This window comes from Pseudoalteromonas sp. AWM4_233, from assembly GCF_056158285.1.
Window position 1 is genome coordinate 138,908 of record NZ_JBSWSZ010000113.1, and the last position, 19,199, is coordinate 158,106.

18 protein-coding genes are annotated in these 19,199 nt (G+C 41.2%); 2 read left to right on the forward strand and 16 right to left on the reverse strand.

Annotated features, from left to right (window positions below; genetic code table 11):
- The 11 genes from ACXAC4_RS22220 to ACXAC4_RS22270 all read right to left on the reverse strand — a co-directional run bounded on the left by ACXAC4_RS22220 (nt 1) and on the right by ACXAC4_RS22270 (nt 9,201).
- Nucleotides 1-495: a DUF2878 domain-containing protein gene (locus ACXAC4_RS22220; protein ID WP_475165566.1), complete on the reverse strand. Its 495-nt coding sequence runs from the start codon at nt 493-495 to the stop codon at nt 1-3.
- On the reverse strand, nt 473-1,747 hold the full coding sequence (locus ACXAC4_RS22225) for a class I SAM-dependent methyltransferase (protein WP_475165570.1): 1,275 nt from the start codon (nt 1,745-1,747) through the stop codon (nt 473-475). The genes ACXAC4_RS22220 and ACXAC4_RS22225 overlap by 23 nt, the downstream gene beginning before the upstream one ends.
- A gap of 2 nt (nt 1,748-1,749) precedes the next feature.
- On the reverse strand, nt 1,750-2,475 hold the full coding sequence (locus ACXAC4_RS22230; RefSeq protein WP_475165571.1) for a DUF1365 domain-containing protein: 726 nt from the start codon (nt 2,473-2,475) through the stop codon (nt 1,750-1,752).
- Between the two features lie 2 nt (nt 2,476-2,477).
- Entirely contained in the window at nt 2,478-3,728 is a 1,251-nt protein-coding gene (locus ACXAC4_RS22235) for an NAD(P)/FAD-dependent oxidoreductase (RefSeq protein WP_475165572.1), read from the reverse strand.
- Nucleotides 3,725-4,462: an SDR family NAD(P)-dependent oxidoreductase gene (locus tag ACXAC4_RS22240; RefSeq protein ID WP_475165575.1), complete on the reverse strand. Its 738-nt coding sequence runs from the start codon at nt 4,460-4,462 to the stop codon at nt 3,725-3,727. The genes ACXAC4_RS22235 and ACXAC4_RS22240 overlap by 4 nt, the downstream gene beginning before the upstream one ends.
- Nucleotides 4,459-4,890: a nuclear transport factor 2 family protein gene (locus tag ACXAC4_RS22245; protein WP_475165578.1), complete on the reverse strand. Its 432-nt coding sequence runs from the start codon at nt 4,888-4,890 to the stop codon at nt 4,459-4,461. The genes ACXAC4_RS22240 and ACXAC4_RS22245 overlap by 4 nt, the downstream gene beginning before the upstream one ends.
- Nucleotides 4,891-4,892: 2 nt before the next feature.
- A complete protein-coding gene (phrB, locus tag ACXAC4_RS22250) occupies nt 4,893-6,287 on the reverse strand; it encodes a deoxyribodipyrimidine photo-lyase (protein WP_475165581.1) in 1,395 nt (464 codons plus the stop codon).
- Nucleotides 6,287-7,252 carry a YbgA family protein gene (locus ACXAC4_RS22255; protein WP_475165583.1) on the reverse strand — a complete coding sequence of 322 codons (966 nt, stop codon included), beginning with the start codon at nt 7,250-7,252 and terminating at the stop codon, nt 6,287-6,289. Before ACXAC4_RS22255 ends, phrB begins: the two co-directional genes overlap by 1 nt.
- A gap of 9 nt (nt 7,253-7,261) precedes the next feature.
- Nucleotides 7,262-7,924 carry a ChrR family anti-sigma-E factor gene (locus tag ACXAC4_RS22260; protein ID WP_475165586.1) on the reverse strand — a complete coding sequence of 221 codons (663 nt, stop codon included), beginning with the start codon at nt 7,922-7,924 and terminating at the stop codon, nt 7,262-7,264.
- Nucleotides 7,917-8,513 (reverse strand): sigma-70 family RNA polymerase sigma factor, encoded by a 597-nt coding sequence (locus tag ACXAC4_RS22265; RefSeq protein WP_475165588.1) that lies wholly within the window; start codon nt 8,511-8,513, stop codon nt 7,917-7,919. The genes ACXAC4_RS22260 and ACXAC4_RS22265 overlap by 8 nt, the downstream gene beginning before the upstream one ends.
- A gap of 136 nt (nt 8,514-8,649) precedes the next feature.
- Nucleotides 8,650-9,201 carry an LON peptidase substrate-binding domain-containing protein gene (locus ACXAC4_RS22270; protein WP_475165590.1) on the reverse strand — a complete coding sequence of 184 codons (552 nt, stop codon included), beginning with the start codon at nt 9,199-9,201 and terminating at the stop codon, nt 8,650-8,652.
- A 163-nt stretch (nt 9,202-9,364) separates the two neighbouring features.
- Here ACXAC4_RS22270 and ACXAC4_RS22275 point away from each other — a divergent pair, with 163 nt between their 5' ends.
- Nucleotides 9,365-9,799, forward strand: coding sequence for a BLUF domain-containing protein (locus tag ACXAC4_RS22275; RefSeq protein ID WP_475165593.1), 435 nt, complete (start codon nt 9,365-9,367; stop codon nt 9,797-9,799).
- Between the two features lie 3 nt (nt 9,800-9,802).
- Here the strand turns inward: ACXAC4_RS22275 and ACXAC4_RS22280 are convergent, their stop codons facing one another.
- The 5 genes from ACXAC4_RS22280 to ACXAC4_RS22300 form a co-directional block, all read right to left on the reverse strand.
- The gene (locus ACXAC4_RS22280) at nt 9,803-11,113 is read right to left on the reverse strand and encodes a sensor histidine kinase (protein ID WP_475165595.1); all 1,311 of its coding nucleotides are present in this window, start codon (nt 11,111-11,113) and stop codon (nt 9,803-9,805) included.
- 31 nt (nt 11,114-11,144) lie between these two features.
- On the reverse strand, nt 11,145-12,548 hold the full coding sequence (locus ACXAC4_RS22285; RefSeq protein WP_475165596.1) for a sigma-54-dependent transcriptional regulator: 1,404 nt from the start codon (nt 12,546-12,548) through the stop codon (nt 11,145-11,147).
- A gap of 121 nt (nt 12,549-12,669) precedes the next feature.
- Nucleotides 12,670-15,066: an ABC transporter permease gene (locus tag ACXAC4_RS22290; protein ID WP_475165597.1), complete on the reverse strand. Its 2,397-nt coding sequence runs from the start codon at nt 15,064-15,066 to the stop codon at nt 12,670-12,672.
- Nucleotides 15,063-15,767 carry an ABC transporter ATP-binding protein gene (locus ACXAC4_RS22295; protein WP_475165599.1) on the reverse strand — a complete coding sequence of 235 codons (705 nt, stop codon included), beginning with the start codon at nt 15,765-15,767 and terminating at the stop codon, nt 15,063-15,065. The genes ACXAC4_RS22290 and ACXAC4_RS22295 overlap by 4 nt, the downstream gene beginning before the upstream one ends.
- A 32-nt stretch (nt 15,768-15,799) precedes the next feature.
- Nucleotides 15,800-17,044: an HlyD family secretion protein gene (locus tag ACXAC4_RS22300; protein ID WP_475165601.1), complete on the reverse strand. Its 1,245-nt coding sequence runs from the start codon at nt 17,042-17,044 to the stop codon at nt 15,800-15,802.
- Between the two features lie 221 nt (nt 17,045-17,265).
- Here ACXAC4_RS22300 and ACXAC4_RS22305 point away from each other — a divergent pair, with 221 nt between their 5' ends.
- A complete protein-coding gene (locus tag ACXAC4_RS22305) occupies nt 17,266-19,197 on the forward strand; it encodes a hypothetical protein (RefSeq protein ID WP_475165603.1) in 1,932 nt (643 codons plus the stop codon).
- Nucleotides 19,198-19,199: the final 2 nt, after the last annotated feature.

Consider the following 19,199-nt stretch of genomic DNA (forward strand, 5'->3'; position numbering starts at 1 on the left):
TTAGTTTAACTTGTAATACGGTCTGTTATTTAAAAAGATCAGCAGTGGCATGATTAACGCCCAACCAAGGGCATAAATAAATAAGAATTGTGTCTGCGCAACGCCCATACCCAACGCACCAAATTTAACCGCAGCAAAATAACTTAGCGGGCCAAAAATGCCACCAATTAAAGCGTTTATAAACACATTGAGTTTGTTCATCCACTCAAAAGAATAATTGAGGCTAAGCACAAACATCAACCAAAGCAAACATAGCCAAGCCGGAAAGAAGACTTCATTGAAAGTTAAAATACCCAACTTAAACATCAAAAAATCAAACGCTATGCCGATGGAGGCAATAGGCAACAGCTTGAAATCTCGGGATCGATCCTTAAATACTGCGAAGTGCAGTGCAATTAAAGGCAATAAAAGCCAGCTTGCATATTCGGTTAACAAAGCACAGGTAAACCATACAAGCTGGAATAGGAAGAAATTAATAACGGCAAATTTGTTCATCGGTATCGTTTCGATAATTAGGCTTACGAAGCACTAAGTGATGTGTGCTTATCACACGCTCTAAAAATGCACCTTCACAGTACGCCAAATAGAAATGCCATAATCGTTTAAACTGCTCGTCGAAGCCAAACTCAGTAAGCGCTTGCCAATTTGCATCAAAGCCTTTACGCCAATCTGCCAGTGTTCTTGCGTAGTGCAAACCGATATCTTGAATATTATCGAGCATCATATTGGTTTGCTCGGCAACGTGTTTGCTCATAACTGCAATAGATGGCAAGCAACCACCAGGGAATATATAGCGCTGAATAAAGTCAACGTTAGTACGGTAATGGTCGTAACGCGAATCTAAAATGGTAATGGCTTGAATAAGCATTAAGCCGTCATCTTTAAGCAGGCTATTACACTTAGCGAAAAATTCCGCCATAAATTCATGACCAACGGCCTCAATCATTTCAATTGAAACTAGCTTATCGTATTTACCTTCGAGTAAGCGGTAATCTTTTTTAAGCAAAGTGATCTTATCTTCAAGCCCCTTGGCTTTTACTTTCTCTACAGCAAATTCGTATTGTGCATCTGAAATTGTCGTTGTAGTCACCTGACAACCATAGTTTTCGGCAGCAAATATTGCCAAACCGCCCCAACCAGTGCCAATTTCAATTAAATGGTCGGTCGGCTTTAAATCGAGCTTGTCGCAAATGGTTTTAAGTTTGTTGAGTTGCGCTTCATGCAGCTCGGTTGCCGTGTCGCTATAAATAGCACTTGAGTACATCATAGTGCTATCTAAGAACCGAGTGTATAGCTCATTGCCAAGGTCGTAATGCGCCAAGATATTACTTTTTGAGCCACTTTGAGTATTGGCATTTTTACGATGAAAAATCTTATTTTTCAGTTGGGTAAACCACGCGCCCTGCTTCTCTATTTCATCTAGTTGCTCTTGGCAACGGGCAAATACTTGGATAACTTCGGTTAAGTTTGGTGTCGTCCATTTTTTCGCGATGTAGGCTTCTGCCGCTGCAATGCTGCCCCCTTTAACGAAGTCGACATACATAGACGCATCTTGCACGATGATCTTGCCGCATAGCTTAGCGTCCACATTACCCAAACGAGTTATTTGCCCTGCTTCTTCTATTTCTAAACTGGCTTTTTCTAACTTGTCGAGCAAAGATATAACTAGGTTACGACATTTATTTTCAAACCAAGAAAGTTGTTCTAGATTCGTTGTTGCGGTGACATTGGTAGATGACTGTTCCATTATTAACCTCTAGTCTCAGGGTGCGCAATAAACGGGATACGTTTGGCAAACAATTTAGCAGCTTGCCAATAAATGCCAGCGACTACTTTAATTGGCATTAGCGGCGCCGACAGCCACGCTTTGAACAAACTGCTTTTAGTTATTTCACGCTTTTTCATCGCAAGCGTGGCATCAAATTGCTTATGGTCTTTATGATTTTCAATATGAACCAAAACTTGCTCTGCTGGGGGCTTTACCCGCCAATGGTATTGCATGTCTAAGTCCATAAAAGGCGACACATGAAAATCTTTTTTGGTTTTCATATCGCCTTGTAAATCAACCAAATAGTAATGACGCTCAAGCCAAGGTGTATTGCTTACCTCAACCAGCATATAGCGACATTCACCGTCATTTTGATAACAAAAATAAAAGTTTGCTGGACTAAAATAAAAGCCGAAACATCGGCATTGGCCCATTAGCGTGACTTTTTCGCCATCCCATTTCCCACCCAGTTGGGAAACTTTACTTGCTATACGTTGTTTTAAATTACCCGGTTCATTTTTTACATAATCAGCTTGAAAAAAACTCATAGGCGCAAATTTTTTCAAACTAAATACTGAATGAGTTGCTGCTAATTCTTCAACTTCATCTAAGTCTAGCGCGAGTTGCGTCATAGTGTAGTTAAACTCATGATTTTTCGGACTAAAACGTCTGTGTCTAACTTGGCCCTGATAAATCGCGCTATTCATAACTACAGCTCACACTCGAATCGTTTACATACGTCTAGTGCTGAACGCACGCCATCTTCGTGAAAGCCGTTATACCAATATGCGCCACAGAAGTGGGTACGATTTTTACCGCAGATATCAGAGCGACGCTGTTGCGCAGCCATACTTTGCTTGTTAAACACCGGATGGTGATAGGTGAATTCTCTTAATATTTTAGATTTATCTATGATGGCCGTTTGATTCAATGTCACACAGAAGGTGGTGTCACTTTGTAGACCTTGCAATATATTCATATTGTAGGTCACCGCAGCTGGGCGCATATTGGTATTGTCTAAGCGGTAGTTCCAGCTAGCCCAAGCTAGTGGACGCTTTGGCAACATATTGGTATCGGTATGCAACACCACCTGGTTTTCACTATAAGGTATAGCACCAAGTACTTTCTGCTCTTGTTCGTTCGCATCTGCCAACAATGCAAGAGCTTGATCTGAATGGCATGCAAATACCACTTCATCGAAGAGCTCTTTACTGCCATCGGCAAGCTTTACCACAACATGATCGTCGTTACGCGCAACAGAGCAAATATCACTATTGAGACAAATCTTGTCTGCAAACTCACGTGTTAACGGCTTCACATATTCACGAGAGCCGCCTTTAATCACATGCCATTGCGGGCGGTCGCTGATGTTTAACAAACCGTGGTTATAGAAAAACTGCACAAAAAAGCGCAGTTCGAAATCGCGCATTTCTTGCAAGCTGGTTGACCAAATAGCAGCGCCCATTGGCAAAATATAGTGCTGGCTGAAATACTCTGAAAAATGCTGTTCGTCTAAAAAATCGCCCAGTGTTAAATGAGGGGCAATTTGTTGAGAATGTAACGCCTTACACGCCTTGTTAAAACGCAGAATTTCTCTAATTAGCCCCCAAAATTTGGGGTTTAAAATGTTGCGGCGCTGCGCAAATAACGAACTTAAATTATTGCCATTGTACTCTAATCCCGATTGAACGTTATGGACACTAAAACTCATTTCAGTGTCTTTATAGTCAACGCCAATTTGACTAAGCAGTTTTAAAAAGTTTGGATAGGTTTTGTTATTACAAACAATAAAACCGGTATCAATAGCGTACTCTTTACCATCGACCTCAACATCAACGGTGGCCGTGTGACCACCAATATAATCGTTCTTTTCAAATAACTTGATATCGTATTTTTTTGATAACAAGTAAGCGCAGGTTAAACCAGAAATACCACTACCTATGATGGCAACTTTCTTCATGTTTTTATCATCCTTTTAGCGAGCGGACGCCAGAGTCTAAAGGGTAAAAGAGATAAGACTTTAAGCGTCCACGTAAAGCCTTTAGGAAAATGAATATCGAATGTACTTTTGCTCATGCCTTTGAAGATGGCTTTAGCCGCATCATCGGCTTCAATAATGCCCGGCATATCGAAGTCATTTTTGTCTGTAAGCGGTGTTTTTACAAATCCTGGGTGAATAACACTAATTCCAATCTCTTGTGGCTCTAAGTCTACACTGAGCGTTTTAGCCAAATATGTAATACCCGCTTTTGATGCGCCATAGGCTTCAGCGCGCGTCAGTGGCACATAGGCGGCACTTGAACTCATCAAACCAACCTGACCACCAAACTTCATTTGCTTTAACCAAGCTTCTAAGCAATAACCTACGGCAATTAAATTGGTTTGAATGACTCTTTCAAATAATGCGCCATCGAACTGCTTAGGATTATCTATGTACTCACAAGTGCCTGCATTGAGAATTAAATGGTCAATTGCTAAGTCTTTTGGTAAGGCACTTTTAAGTGCGTTTTTGTCATTTAAATCAAAAATACAAGGTGTGATGTTTGCTGATTTCTCACTTAATGCATCTAATTTTGCTTGATTCCTTCCACATGCATATACCGCGAACCCTTGCTGTGCATATTCAAGCGCTAAAGCCTCGCCAATGCCTGAAGAGGCACCTGTGATGACGACTACATTAGATTGGGTAGTCATGCTGCAGTCCTGCGCTTGATTAAGTTAATCACAGTGCCAAACACTGGCAGGTGCTGATAGATCATTTCACCGGCATCAAAATAATCGCGGTGGTACACAACTTTGCCATTTTCGAATTCAAGGTAAGTATTACCGTTCACCTTAAGTGGCTGTCCTTGTTTTATTTTTTTATGTGAAAAAGTCATCACCCAATACACACTGGCTTTGTTGTCTTGCTCAAATGAGGTGTGAATATCGAATTGCCCTTGGTTCAGGTTTTCATACATGTTAGCAAAATAGTCAGTAAGTGCAGGCAAACCTTCTATTCTGTGAAGCGGATCTTCAAAAACAATATTGTCACCGTACACTTCTCCGAGTAGTTCAAGGTTCGACTTGTCTAATTGGTTATACAGCTTCAAAAAATCTGATATCAAGGCATTATTCGTCATACTTAAGATAACTCACTCTTGTAATATTCTAGTGCCTGATTTCTTGCTTCTTTTAAATCAACGATAGCATCGGGATACACATCACATTGACCTGTTGCAGCCAAGTAAGCTTGCGGTGCGTGAATATGTTTGGTCGGCACATTTTCTAATTCTGGTAGATACTTACGGATAAAATCTCCGCTGGGATCAAACTTCTCACTCTGTGTGAGTGGGTTAAAGATCCTAAAATACGGCTGTGCATCACACCCTGTACCCGCAGCCCATTGCCAACCACCATTATTAGCGGCCAAATCACCATCGATAAGATGCTGCATAAAAAACGCTTCACCTTTGCGCCAATCCACCAGCAAATGCTTTGTTAAAAAGCTGGCGACTATCATACGTAAACGATTGTGCATCCAACCGGTTTGTTGAAGCTGTTTCATTGCAGCATCAACAATTGGAAATCCAGTTTGGGCTTTACACCAAAGCTCAAATTTTGCTTGATGATCTGGCCAAGTGAAGCCGTGGAACTTCTCTTGAAAATCTTTGTTTTTACTTAAGTTTGGGAACGCATCTAAAAGATGACGATAAAACTCTCGCCAGATCAACTCATTCAACCAGCTAAATTGTGGCGCTTTCATATCTTCAAGCACATTTGGCATGTGATTAATCAGCTCAATGAAAACTCGTTTTGGACTAATAGCACCGATGGCTAGGTAAGGCGATAAACCACTGGTTGCTTTTAAATCAGGTCTGTCTCTGTATAGCTCATAGTCATCATGCTTTTCAGCTAAAAAGCGCGGTAATACTTGTCTTAGCGCTGTATCTGCCAACGGCCATTTCGACGAGTCAACTTTTGGGTAATCAAAGCTAAATTTATGCTCATCGAAATCAACATCAACCGCCGCCTTGTTACCTAAGTAGCTCTGAACAAACCCACTTTGCTTAACTGCTTGTAGCCAGGCCTTTTTGAACGGCGTGTAGACCTTGAACATTTCGCCCTGCTTATTGCGCACAGAGCCTTTTGGCAACATCACATCGGCTTCGAATAGGTTAAGCTCAATACATGCTGCCACTTGCTTATCTCTGTCAACTTCGTCTATCTCTAACTGGCTATTTGCGAACACTCGCGTGATTTGATGCTCAGAGCAAAAATTCAACAACTGTTCGATTTGACTATTAAAATCACTGCCGTTTATCACAGTCAGCTCAACACCTTGGGCGTTAAGCTGTTGTTCAAACCATGCCAAGTGGCGTGCCATAAAATCGACCTGAATAGGTGCTACGTTATGCCGCTGCCAAGTGTGAGGTGTAGAAATGAAAATTGCCTGTTTGCATCCTTGCAATAGGGCTTGAATTAATGCGGGGTTGTCGTCGAGTCTAAAGTCTTTCCTTATCCAATAAAGGGCACTCATTATAGGCTATACCTTAGTTTTAAATCTGCAGGGTATGGATTTAAGTACGCTTGCTTTAACAGATACTCGTTCGGGTAATCTCGTAAATAATGATTAATCAAAGTCAAAGGTACAAGAAGTGGTACTAAGCCTTGACGATATGCCATGACTTGATCGGTTAACTCTTCTTTCTTTGTTTTATCGAGTACTTTTTTGAAGTAACCCTGTAAGTGCTGCAAAGTATTCGTATGGTTACGACGTGAGGCTGGCTTTTTCAATGCAGACATCAACATCGAAATGTATTGCTCGGCAAGCTCTTCTAAAGGCGCTTTCGATTGCCCTAGCATGTTGCCGATTTTGCGGTACATTTCGAGGTTATGGCTCATCACCAAATATTTATTTTGGCTATGGAACTCAATCAATTTGTGTTTGGTTAAACCCGACGCCACCAGCTCTTGCCATTTTTTGTAAGTGAATACGCGCATAACAAAATTTTCACGTAACACGGCATCGTTTAAGCGGCCATTTTCCTCACAAGGTAAGTTTGGGTGTGCGTCTAGAATTTGCTTAGCGAACAAGCCGACACCATTGTGCTCACAGCCTTTACCATGCTCGTAATAAACTTTTACACGTTCCATACCGCAGCTAGGGCTGCCTTTCATAAACACAAAACCACTCAACTGCTCGATTCGTGAAGCCACTTTTTGACCAAATTCGGTCATTTTCTCTGTGACATCCATTGAGCCATCTGGTCGCGAAACCGCAATCACATCATCATATTTGATTTGTCTAATAGTTGGTCTTGGAATAGGCAAACCGACCGCCACTTCAGGACAGAACTTTTCATATTCAACATGTTTGCCTAACTGATTCATACAGAAATCAGATTTTTTATGGCTCTTGTCAAAACGGACCTGATCGCCCGTTAGACAAGCGCTAATACCAATTTTTATTGGCGAAGAAAATTCAGGGTTAAACTCATTCATAGCTGTCTCCTAGTAAATAAACTTACCTATTGGGTTAAGCAATTTGCTAAGTCCTTGAGTAAAGTGAAGCGAGTCACTAGATACAGTTAAGCACAAACACCCTTCTTTAGTAAAAGGCGTGTGGGTATTTTTGCCATCAAGCCATATGAAATCACCACGGTTGTAAGTGCCCATTTCATCTTCAAAACTGCCATCAACTAACAAGGTGATTTCAAAGCCGTTGTGTGTATGGTTAGGTACAGAACCTTCAGCGTCTATGTGTAACAAACTCATACGTAAATCGCCGTCTTCCAGCTCGATGCGTGAACGTGACAATTTACCTAAGTTCATCCAGTTAGAACGCTCTAAGTTACATAGAACCTGAGGTAAGCAATATGGCGTATCTGCTACTTTCACTTCTTGAGGTTCAGGTTCAACAAATTCATCGATACTGGTATCTTCTGTTACGTCATCAATAAAAGCATCAAAGTCGAACTGTATTTCTGATTCATCAAAAGCAAACGCATCTTTACCGAAACAGTTGTCGGCTGCTTTTGCTGTCAACTCTGTGATTTGTTGCTGACATTTAGGACACATTTCTAAGTGCGCAGCAATCATGACGCTCACTGAAGCAGGTAATTCTCCAGCCACATAGCTTTCGAGCAGTTCTAATTTAGGGTGGTGCTTAATCATAGTCTGCTCCTATGTGTTGTTTGAGTTTAGTCAGTGCGAGTCTTAAACGTGATTTCACAGTACCAAGTGGAATGTTAAGCTGCTTTGATAATTGCTCTTGAGAAAGCTCTTGAAAATAAACACCGTGAACAACTTGCTTCTGATTTTCAGGCAACTTGTTAAGGTATTGCGCTAGTTGCTTGTCCATTAAGTGATCGGCAAACATGTGGTCATCACTATTTTGTGCTTCCGCTAAAGGCCAAATCTCTTCACTGATAGTGTCTTCTTGATTAGATTGAATCTTGCGCAGCATATCAAAACTGATATTACGCATGACCGTGTAAATCCAAGTTGTCGCTGCACCTTTTTCTACGTTGTAGAGATGTGCTTTACGCCACACATTGGTCATGGTTTCTTGTAAAAGCTCATTCGCCATTACAGGGTTATTGAATTGTTTGCGCCCAAAACCAATGATTTTTGGAGAAAACCATTTGAATAAGTTAGCAAAGGCACGTCTATCACGTTCTTGAGCCACGCTGATTAACCAAGATGACAACATTTTGCCATCTACTTCAGAAGGCGTAGTTTGAGACTGTTTTGTTGTGCTCATCGAAGGATGGGGATTCCTATTTTCTGTGCTCACCATGACTAAACCCATTAATTGCATTTCGTATTACATACGTTTAAAAACAGATTCGGATCACTTAGATTGGTTAGTTTTGTTAATTGTAGGATACCCTACAAACTTAACCTAACATTATGGTGTGCAAGAAATTTTGTGCTTTATCAAAACTGTATTGATCAACGAACACTTCTTTTTGCTCCATAGAGAGCGGTAATAGTTCTAAGTAACGCGCACAGACCCAGTTTGGGTTATCAAACTGCGGCGTCGGGTACAAATTTTGAATGTCTGGGTGTAAGGAAAATATCTCTTCGAGTTTATCGGCTAACGCAATGTGATTTTCACTTGAACTTACTTGCTCCCAATGCGGGATAGGGTCACATTTTGCAAAGCGTAAATTGACTTCGTCGAAATAAACGTCACTGAGCTTTACGAGCGATTTTGCTTTAACATCAATATGCAGCATGCCCTTTTCTTCAAAGAAATCGACTATATCAACCCAAGCCGCCCATTCAGATACTTCAAACTCTGCATCTGGCTTGTAAATGGTGAGTGCAAAGCCTTGCTCTTTGGTTGCAATGGATACCAGTTTTTTATATCTCGGCTCGAAAATACGAAGGCGTGTTACTCCTTCAGGAAGCAAAAATACAGGAAGCGGAAAAACGGGTAATTGCATAAATAAGACCTAAAAACTCTACATGGCATTTTTTACGTCACAGCGTATAAAAAAGATCGATTAAGTTTTCACATCTTTTTTATCACTTTATTTGCTTACTTGTTTTGCCTTTTAAACAGTTAGAATCTATAAATAAAAATAGCTTTCAAATACGGGATTATTTATGTCACTCCATCAACTCATCTATCTCAGCAAAGCAAGCCGACAACTCGACAGCGTAGACTTTTTAAAACTTTTAAAAGTAGCGCGAGAAAATAATATCAATCTTAGTGTAACGGGCAGTCTGTTTTATAACGGCGGCTGGTTTTTACAAGTTTTAGAAGGTGACTTACCCATTATTCAAGACTTGTATAGAAAAATTGAAAATGACGATCGGCATATGCAAGCCAAGGTACTTTATCTTGAACCCGCCAACAGTCGTACTTTTTCTCGCTGGACCATGAATATGATCAACCTTGATGAGGAACATGACAGTAAATATCACGTTTTACGGGATTTGCTCGATGCAGCTGTCAAAGGCAATATGATTGATGGTTTAAGTGCTCCAGTGAAGCTATTGAAAGTCTTTTCTGACGATAATCTTTTTGGTATCCGTTAGTATCTATATGTCAAACCAACACTGAGCAATTGCGCCTGTTTTATCTTCGCGGTTGCTTAGCGTTAGTTTTGCACCTTGTTGCTCTATCATGTTTCTACACAAATTAAGTCCTATCCCTTTACCTTGCGCTTTGGTGGTGTAAAACGGCACAAACAAATTATCGGTATTTTGAATGCCCGACCCCGAATCTTTTACTTCAATCACAATTTGTTTGCCTTGCTCATAAGCATTTAACTCAATAAGTTGTTGCGATTTACTCGCTTCAATGGCGTTTTTCACTAAATTAACCAAGACTTGTTCAAGCAATACTTTATCTGCAAATACAAAAAGCGCATCGCATTTAACCTTAATAGGATAATCAAACAAATTACCCACCGACTGAAATAACGGTCCTAGCTCGCATTGCACAATATGAACATCGAATTGTTTGCTTAAATTCGCATAGCGATTTACAAATTGCATTAAGCCGTCACTGCGCTCAACAATAACTTGTAAAGCAGGGTCTAATTTAGCAAAGTCATCATTGCCTTTAAGCATATCTTGTAATGTTTGCGCTAACGACTTAATGGGTGACAACGAATTATTGATTTCATGGCTCAATACGCGGGTCATTTTCTGCCAAGCTAATTGCTCTGTGTGATACACCACCTGCTCAATATTAGTTAGTACCAACAATTCATAGCTTTGCTCTTGCATGGTGAATTGGCTATGACGTAACTGCCATTTTGCAATAAGGGACTCATCACTTAATTGCCATTTATTTGCGGCTAACGTGAAGCCCAAATCATCGGCGTTTGTATGCCTGAGAGTCTGCCACGGTTGCTTGCGCCAATTAGAAAAAGCTTCATTGGCATGGTGTAATTTATGCTCTTTATTTAAAACTACAATAGGAGTAGCAAGCTGCTCAATGAGCCTAAGTACTAGCACCGCTTGTTGGTCATATTGCGACTTTCTGCTTTGTAAGTCTGCCGACATGCTAGTGATTTCATCAGCTAATAATTTTACCGCGCCTTGATTAAATTTAGGGTTGGCTCGCAACGAATAGTCTTCATTTCTAATCGCTTCTAGGACTGCTGAAAAACGGTAATAAGGGTTAAGCAAAGCACGCCTTATATACCAACATAACAGCGCAAACGGGCAAATTAATAATACTAATACGGTGCAAATCGCTAAGGTACTGGCTGAGTTATACCAAAGCATAAAGCCCGTTAACCCGGATAAAACCAGCAAGCAACTGCCGATAAACAGTGTCAGGATGCTTTCGATGGAGCGTAAGTCTAGTCGCTCTGTGATCTTGTTTATTAGTTTGAACATGTACTGGCTCATTATTTGTTTTATTTATCAACTACTTAGTCGACATGCCAAACTTTTCTAACCGGCGGTAAATGGCACTTTTACTAATGCCAAGTAATTCACCTGCTTGTTCAACATTATTGTGAGTTTGCGCTAGTGCCATTTTGAGGAGTTTTTTCTCAGCATCTTCTAGGGTCATTAAGGGAATGTCATCTTTTGAAGATGCACTCTTCGATGAATTGTTCAACACTTTAAACTCAAGATCCTGCTCGTCTATACAGTCACCATCAGCCATTAAAACTGCTCTTGCCATCATATGACTGAGCTCTCGTACGTTACCCGGCCAAGAATAATCAAGCAAAGCGTGCTCAGCTACTTTGCTTAGAGGTAAAGGAGCAAGTTGATATTGTTTGGCATGTAATTCAATGAAGTGCTTTGCCAACACAATGATGTCTTCGGGGCGCGCATTTAGAGGAGGTATGGTGAGTTCGATGGTGTTCAATCTAAAATATAAATCGGTTCTAAATTCACCACTTGCAAGCATGGCCTCAAAGTCGGCATTAGATGCCGCGATAATGCGACAACTCGCCTGTTGGGTCAGTGTATCACCGACTCGCTCAAATTGTTTGGACTCGAGCACCCGCAGCAATTTAGCTTGTTGAGTCGGCCCCATTGTCGCGACTTCATCTAAAAACAATGTACCATTATTGGCAAGCTCAAAGCGCCCCGCTCTATCTTGTTTGGCATCGGTAAATGCGCCTTTTTTGTGGCCAAATAACTCGCTTTCAAACAGACTTTCTGGAATGGCACCCATGTTTACAGAAACAAACTCACCGGTGCGTGCTGAGTGAGCATGCACATACTCTGCGATACAGCTTTTACCAGTGCCATTTTCACCGCGCAAAAATATCGTCGCATCAGTTTTAGCAACTCGCTCTAACTGCGCTTTTAATTTTTGCATCTGTGGGCTATGCCACAAAATAGAATTTGTATTGTTGTCAAATGAAGTATCGCTTTTGCCTAACTGGGCTAGCTCATGTTGTTGAGAAATTGTTTTCTGATGATCAATCTGTGCTAAAGCAAGGTGCTTTTTGACCATCATCACAACGGCATGATTATCCCAAGGTTTAGCAAAAAAATCTTTCGCGCCAAGTTGCATAGCTTCCACAGCTAAAGAGACACTCGACCAAGCAGTCATCGCCAGAATAGGTGGAGAGTTCGTTTTTTGTTGTGTTCGTAAAAACGCCAACCCCTCTTCGCCCGATGTGGTATCAAACTCAAAGTTCATATCGAGCAGAATTAAGTCAATATGATGCAAGTTTAAGAGCTCGCTAGCAACAGCAGGACTCTCAGCTTCAAGCACCTCATAACCATGATTGTTTAGCAAAAAACGGATGCTTAGCCTTACATCGGCCCTGTCTTCTACAATCAAAATATGCTGCTTTGCTGCTGGCATGCTATTACTGCTCCTTGGATGTTATTTAGTTGTAAGCTTAAAGCTGTAAAACGAGTTTAACCTAGCCCTCATTAAGAAGACTAGGTTAATGCTTTGAGAAGTTTCAGAAAACCCCTTAAGGTTATTCGTTACGTAACGCTTTTAGAGGATCTGAGCTCACCACAGAACGTACCGGTAAGTAACAGGCCAATACAGAAATCGCCACCATAATAGGAATGGCAAGTAACAGCACTGAAATTTCCCCAGTTATTTGCATCGCAAGTAATCGTGTGCCAATTAAATAGCCTATTCCCGCTAGTACGCCACCTAAAAGCACACCAAATACAACTGGCTGCATACTTTGCTTTAATACCATTTTGATAACTTGCCCAGTATGCGCACCAAGTGAGAGATGAATGCCCAGCTCGTAACGACGCATTTGCACGCTGTAACTTAGTACGCCATAAATACCCGCAGCAGCCAGACTTAGCGCTAATACAATTAAACTCATTGTTAAAATCGCAATTAGTTTAGAAGCTCTAAGTCGAGTCGTTAACATATTCTGTAGCGTTTCAAAGTAAGCAATACTCAGTTGCGGGTTAACCTCTTTTAGAGCTTCGAGTAATTGTGCTCTATCGACTTGGCTATTGCTTTTGAAAGTGATAGCGAAACGAGCACCTGCTGTAAACGGTAAATAATAACGCTCTTCTGCATAGCTATCACGGTTATCCGGCACATAAACATTATCAACTACACCCACAATGGTGAGTGGCTCATTCGGTGCTGCTTGCAATGTTTTACCTATTGCAGATTCTGTCTTAAACAAACGCTCTGCGAGTGCTTTACTAATAATAATTTCCTGCGGTGTATTTTCTGGATCTTGTAATGAACTAAAGCTACGCCCTTCAAGCATCGGCATACCGAGTAAAGAAAAACTATTTTCGTCAAAGAAACCGACACTGACAATACCTAGCATTTCATTACTTTCATCGTATAAATAATTTTCCCAACCCATTTGCAAAGGTGAAGCGCGCGTCAGAGCAACATCTTCAACTAGCGGTAACGATTTAAGCTGGCTTTTGACTTGTTGCGCAACATCATAAAAACCTTCATTCAGATTACCCGTATCGACGCGAAGATAATTTACATTATTGGCATTGAACCCGACATCTTTAACCAATTTATTAATCGCAGGAGATAACACTGTGCTTGCACCAAGTAATAAAGCAGTGGCTAACCCAACTTGTAAGGCAACCAGTATATTTCTGGTGAGACTAGATATCTGTGCTCCCGTACCTTTACCACTGCTTTGCAATGTTTGATTAAGCTGTTTGTAAGGCACTTGTTGACTGGCGAGCTTCGCCATGACGATACTGATAAATACACTGACAATAGCACTTGCCGAAATTGTCACGGGATCGAGGGTCAGATGCTGCATTCTAGGGAACATATACTGCAAGTCGCTGGCTAACCAGACCATTGACCAGCCGGCAATTAGCAAGCCAAAAATACAGGCAAGCATAGATAGCAACAGCGCTTCGCTGAACATGCCTAAAAAGATATGGTGTGTTTTCGCCCCCAATGCCGCTTGAATGGCCATCACGCGTTTTTTTTGCACCGCGCGAGATAAAAATAAATTACAAATGTTAGTGACCGCAATAAATAACAAGGTGATAACGCCTGCCAATAGCAACAATGCCATTTCGCCACTATCTGCGACTATTTTCTGTTTTATGGGTACGAAGCGTGCTCCAATTGCGGTATTAGCAGCGACATCATCACGACTTTGATACAACTCGTTAATTTGCTCACTAAGTGCGCTATTTGCTTGCTCAATTGATACACCATTTTTGAGGATTGCTATACCATTTACTCCACCGGTAATACTTCCCCAGCTACTAGTGCGGCTAATTTCTTGGTCAAAGCTAAACCAAGCATGCATAGAAAAATTACCAAATACTTCTGGCGCATTAAAATGACTCGCTGTTACACCTATGATCTGATATTTATCATTAGCGATAGTTGTATAAGTACCAATCACTTTTGGGTCAGCACCAAAGTGTGTTTGCCAAGCCTCAAAACTCAATACCACCACTCTTTGCTTATCATTAATGGTTTCTTGTTGATTAAAAGCACGACCCAAATGCATAGGCACATCAAGCATCGTAAAATACTCAGGTGTGACTCGAACACCATCAAGATAAGGTGTATCGGGCAAATCTCTTAATTTTGCACTATACAAACTCATAAGAGCCATTTGCTCGATGTATTGTTCGTCTTTGTAAATGTGGTACTGCGCCGACAAAATCTGAAAGCCGTATTGCGTCTCACCATTGATGGTTTCGCTTTGGTCGGTAACGACGAGCTTATCAGCATTCGGGTATGGTAAAGGCTTAGTCAGTACCAAATAATTGATATTCAGCACCACCGCAAGGGCTGCTAATGTCACTGCAAGAGTGGTGATCACCGTTAAACTAAACCCCGGTAATCTTAATAAACTGCTGACAGCGAGTTTAAATTCTTCTTTGATGATACTCATACCGCCAGCTCCATTTTAAACTCATCGGCCATCACGCCATCAAGTAGGTGCAGTTTACGTTTTGCCATATCTGCATATCTTGGGTCGTGGGTTACCATACAAATGGTGGTGCCTTGTCGGTTTAATTCAGCTAGCATCATCATGACCGCATCACCGTTTTTAGAATCTAGGTTACCGGTTGGTTCATCAACGAGTAAAATTGCCGGGTCGTTTACTAAGGCTCTGGCAATCGCAACACGCTGCTGTTGACCGCCTGACAACTGATTCGGTTTATGACCAGCTCGATGCGACATTTCAACTTTAGCCAAGCAAGCGTTCACTTTTTGTTTAATTTCTTCTTGCGATAAAGGCTGTTCACGATAGCGTAATGGCAGTGCTATATTGTCGAAAACTGATAATTCATCAATTAAATTAAACGACTGAAATACAAAGCCAATATGCTCATTGCGCATACTGGCTCTTTGATTAACACTGAGATTACTGACATCGTGCCCGGCTAACATATATTCACCGTCCGACGAGGTGTCTAATAATCCCAATATCGATAACAGGGTTGATTTACCACAGCCAGACGGGCCTGAAATCGATACGTAATCACCTTCATTGATTTCTAGGTCAACGCCACGTAATGCATGGGTTTCCATCTCGCTGGTAACAAACTTTTTCGTGATATTGGTTAGCTTTATTTTGTTATTACTCATGATCTTTCCTTTTTATATCGCGATTGCCTGGCTTACTTCACTATGGCAATGTGGGTATGTGCTTGCCAGCGAGTCATATCGTTAAGGATAAACTGCTCATGTGCTTGTGCGCCAGCAAGTATTTGAATTTGCTCGTCTGTTGCTGCACCAAACTGAATTGGAGTAGCGATGGCTGAGCCTTTATCGGTTAACTTAAATAAGATGGAATTTGAAAAAGCTTTTACGTTGACAGGTTTTTTAATAAACAGAGCGTTTTCTAATTGACCCACTGCAATTGTGCCTTCGATGTTTAACTCTGGCCGTGCGTTGTCGGTTAACGCACCGTTTAACGCCACTTCAACCTGTATATTGCCGTTGTTGATCACCGGATCAATACGTATCACTTCCCCTGAGATCTCTCCGCGGCGAGTATTGATGTTTACCGCTTGCGCCAGTTGAATAGACTGCATTTTTGACTGTGGCACATTCAACAAAGCATAAAGATCGGTGGTACTGCCCACTAAAGCCAACTGTTCACCTAAATTTACCGCTTGCCCGAGCTCCACACTTAGCGATTGCACCACACCATTAATGCCCGCTTTAACCGTTAGGCTGTCTAGTTGCTGTTGTACTAAATCTAAAGCCTCTTGCTGCGCCAAAATATTTGAGTCAGCAATTTTTAAATTGGCAGCATGCAGGGCTTCAAGCTGGTTAATGCGTGCAGTTTCAATCTCTAAACGACGAGTTAACTGCCTTACCTGTAACTTAGTACGCTGGTAGTCAATATTAGAGACGATACCTTTGCTGACCAATTGGCTCTGTGCGTTCGCTTCAAGCTCTGCGCTTTCGAGGTCAGCTTGGATGCGAGCTAACTCTGCTTGCTGAGCAAGCAATTCACGTTTTTGGTTAATATCCGTTTGAATGCGTTGGTTTTGACTATCAATGTATGCACGCTTTGCATCGCGCACCGATTGGGTAATATTCGGATCTGAAAGCTTTAAAATAACACTTTCTGGGGTTACCTCAGCCCCCGGTTTTAAAATAATTTCATCAACCGTTGCCTGGCTTTTCGCAGTGAGCAAACGCGGCTTTTTCGACTTTAAACGGCCAAAACCTGACACTTCTAAATTTAATGAACCCTGCTCGACATTCGCCGACCAAACCTCATTGGCTTTGATTTGCTGTGCATGACTCGGTTGTAAAAATAGCCAAATACATGCAGCTAGTAGCAAGCAAACAAACGCTAAAATGCTTAGATGCCGTTTGGTGTTTTTTTTGGGCTTTACGACCACATCCATAACTCGATTCCATACTGTTTTTAATCTTTAATGCAGTAGTTAAATCAAGTGCCATGCCAAAACGTAAAAATATGATATATATGGTTTTTTATAAACCATTATGGAAATATATAAATATTATTTTCGAAACCGAAAAACAATTTATCGAAATCGAAAAGGACTCCATAATATTTCCATATTGTGCTAGTTATAATTATGCAACGTGAGAAAGGAACCAAACAATGCGCAAAACACTTCTTAGCATCAGCATGCTCGGCCTACTAACAGGCTGTTTCAGTGACTCAGATAACAATGTTGAATCATCACTCAAGCAACCAGAGCCGGTTGCCAATGTGCGTTTAGAAACAGTCAATACACCTGATCAGACTCAGTACCAACCTGGTCAGCCGATCATGATTGACTACAGTATCAGCAGCCAGCTACTAGACACAGAACATGTCGGTGTGACTTTTATGGCCATTGCCAAAGACAAAGTTGATCAATTAGCATCACATGATGAACCTGAAGGTTATGAACTAGGCACACACTATATTGAAAAGCTATCAGATGGTGAGCATAGTTTTACCGCAGAGCTCATGCTACCCAATGAAGAGATTCCTTCTGACGATTATGTCATTGCAGCATATGTAGACAGTGCAAAGAGCATTGAGAATGAAGCTAATACCCAAGATAATGGCTCGAGAGATTTCTCTGATAATGCTGCTTCTTTTGCGCAAATAACCATTGATAGTACTTTTTATCATGACTTCGCGCTTGATACGTTAACAGTTGGCGATGGTTTTGCTATGTTTCCTGATGCAGGTAGACGCGAAACTGAATCTCAGAATGCCCCAGAGCACAAACGTGCAGACATCATTGGCCATTTTGATGCCAGTAAGTTTGGTCATTTAATCAATGAAGCTTTAGTGACTGCAACAGTTACTGTCGCAGGTGTCGAGTTTGACGCGCACTTTTGGCAAGAAGGCGAAAATCGTTACCATGACGATATGAAAATCAAATTTGCTGACCATGAACAAAGTCACTATTTCCCTTACGATATTGCCGTTAATGGTGTGCTATTAGATAAGTTACAGCAAACATATGATAAAGACGCTGACGAAAATACTTTTGAGTTAACATTTACAATAGAAGATCTATCTTCAGCGCATCAAGAAGCAAACCTTGATAATAATCGCATGACGATTACTGTGCCTTACTCTCTATATGACCACGACCAACCTGACGATAGCTGGTTAGAAGAGCACAATATCACTAACCCACTTACTAGCTCTGTTGATACTTCGAACAAATCAAGCACACCAAGTTATGCACCCGTAAAAGATCCTCAAGGTCTCTCTGGTCTAGTCTCTACGTCAGACACCTTATGGGCATTTGAGATTTTTAGTAATACCTATGGTGATAAATCAAAAGTAGCCATTGTGCCTAGCTTCGTGTCCTGGGTTTTGCTTCAGTCTAAAAATGGCGGTCTTGCTTGGGCAACAGCTGGCGGTAGTTTTGACCTATACATGTTCGATCACAGCTTAGATTTGTTTTCAGCAGGTGCATCTGGCATTGCAAATGGTGCTGACGGTACTGCAAGTTACTCAATGAATGTGTCTTTACTTGGCAACAGCCTTATAAAAGAGTCTGAAACTGTATCGGCGTTAGACGAGTCTTACGGCTATGATTGGGAAGAAGAGCAAAAGCTATTTTCTACCACTTTTACAATTGCTATTGTTCCAGTCTCAGTGTCAGCAGGGATCAAAGGCTCTGTTGGCGTTAACACTGATCTTAAATATGAAGGCCTACAGTTTAGTATTGGTGGTGACGTTTTAACTGCAAGCCTTGATGCATATGCAACAGCAGGCATAGACTTATTGGTTGCCAGTGGCGGTATCGGGGTCGACTTTTTGATTATTTCAGACACACTCTCAGCAACAGCTTATGTTGACATCAGTAAAACACTATCTGATTCAGAGATTGGCTATGGCATTGATGTAAGTAACCATATGAAAGCCATTGAGGGTGAATTTTACCTTTGGGTAAAGTATCCAGGTTATAAGTTCTGCTGCTCATTCCCAACTAAAACAGCAACCAAAACCCTGTATAACACTGGCGCTTTATATGACAAAACATGGCAAATGATTAACTACAGTGACAGTTTTAAGTTCTAACT

Bases quoted from the DNA above. Each gene is read 5' to 3' on its own strand.
- ACXAC4_RS22270 (WP_475165590.1), bottom strand. From the start codon at position 9,201: ATGCAATTACCCGTTTTTCCGCTTCCTGTATTTTTGCTTCCTGAAGGA.
- ACXAC4_RS22255 (WP_475165583.1), bottom strand. From the start codon at position 7,252: ATGAATGAGTTTAACCCTGAATTTTCTTCGCCAATAAAAATTGGTATT.
- ACXAC4_RS22290 (WP_475165597.1), bottom strand. From the start codon at position 15,066: ATGAGTATCATCAAAGAAGAATTTAAACTCGCTGTCAGCAGTTTATTA.
- ACXAC4_RS22240 (WP_475165575.1), bottom strand. From the start codon at position 4,462: ATGACTACCCAATCTAATGTAGTCGTCATCACAGGTGCCTCTTCAGGC.
- ACXAC4_RS22280 (WP_475165595.1), bottom strand. From the start codon at position 11,113: ATGTTCAAACTAATAAACAAGATCACAGAGCGACTAGACTTACGCTCC.
- ACXAC4_RS22275 (WP_475165593.1), top strand. From the start codon at position 9,365: ATGTCACTCCATCAACTCATCTATCTCAGCAAAGCAAGCCGACAACTC.
- ACXAC4_RS22265 (WP_475165588.1), bottom strand. From the start codon at position 8,513: ATGAGCACAACAAAACAGTCTCAAACTACGCCTTCTGAAGTAGATGGC.
- ACXAC4_RS22305 (WP_475165603.1), top strand. From the start codon at position 17,266: ATGCGCAAAACACTTCTTAGCATCAGCATGCTCGGCCTACTAACAGGC.
- ACXAC4_RS22295 (WP_475165599.1), bottom strand. From the start codon at position 15,767: ATGAGTAATAACAAAATAAAGCTAACCAATATCACGAAAAAGTTTGTT.
- ACXAC4_RS22260 (WP_475165586.1), bottom strand. From the start codon at position 7,924: ATGATTAAGCACCACCCTAAATTAGAACTGCTCGAAAGCTATGTGGCT.
- ACXAC4_RS22225 (WP_475165570.1), bottom strand. From the start codon at position 1,747: ATGGAACAGTCATCTACCAATGTCACCGCAACAACGAATCTAGAACAA.
- ACXAC4_RS22230 (WP_475165571.1), bottom strand. From the start codon at position 2,475: ATGAATAGCGCGATTTATCAGGGCCAAGTTAGACACAGACGTTTTAGT.
- ACXAC4_RS22285 (WP_475165596.1), bottom strand. From the start codon at position 12,548: ATGCCAGCAGCAAAGCAGCATATTTTGATTGTAGAAGACAGGGCCGAT.
- ACXAC4_RS22245 (WP_475165578.1), bottom strand. From the start codon at position 4,890: ATGACGAATAATGCCTTGATATCAGATTTTTTGAAGCTGTATAACCAA.
- ACXAC4_RS22220 (WP_475165566.1), bottom strand. From the start codon at position 495: ATGAACAAATTTGCCGTTATTAATTTCTTCCTATTCCAGCTTGTATGG.
- ACXAC4_RS22300 (WP_475165601.1), bottom strand. From the start codon at position 17,044: ATGGATGTGGTCGTAAAGCCCAAAAAAAACACCAAACGGCATCTAAGC.
- ACXAC4_RS22235 (WP_475165572.1), bottom strand. From the start codon at position 3,728: ATGAAGAAAGTTGCCATCATAGGTAGTGGTATTTCTGGTTTAACCTGC.
- phrB (WP_475165581.1), bottom strand. From the start codon at position 6,287: ATGAGTGCCCTTTATTGGATAAGGAAAGACTTTAGACTCGACGACAAC.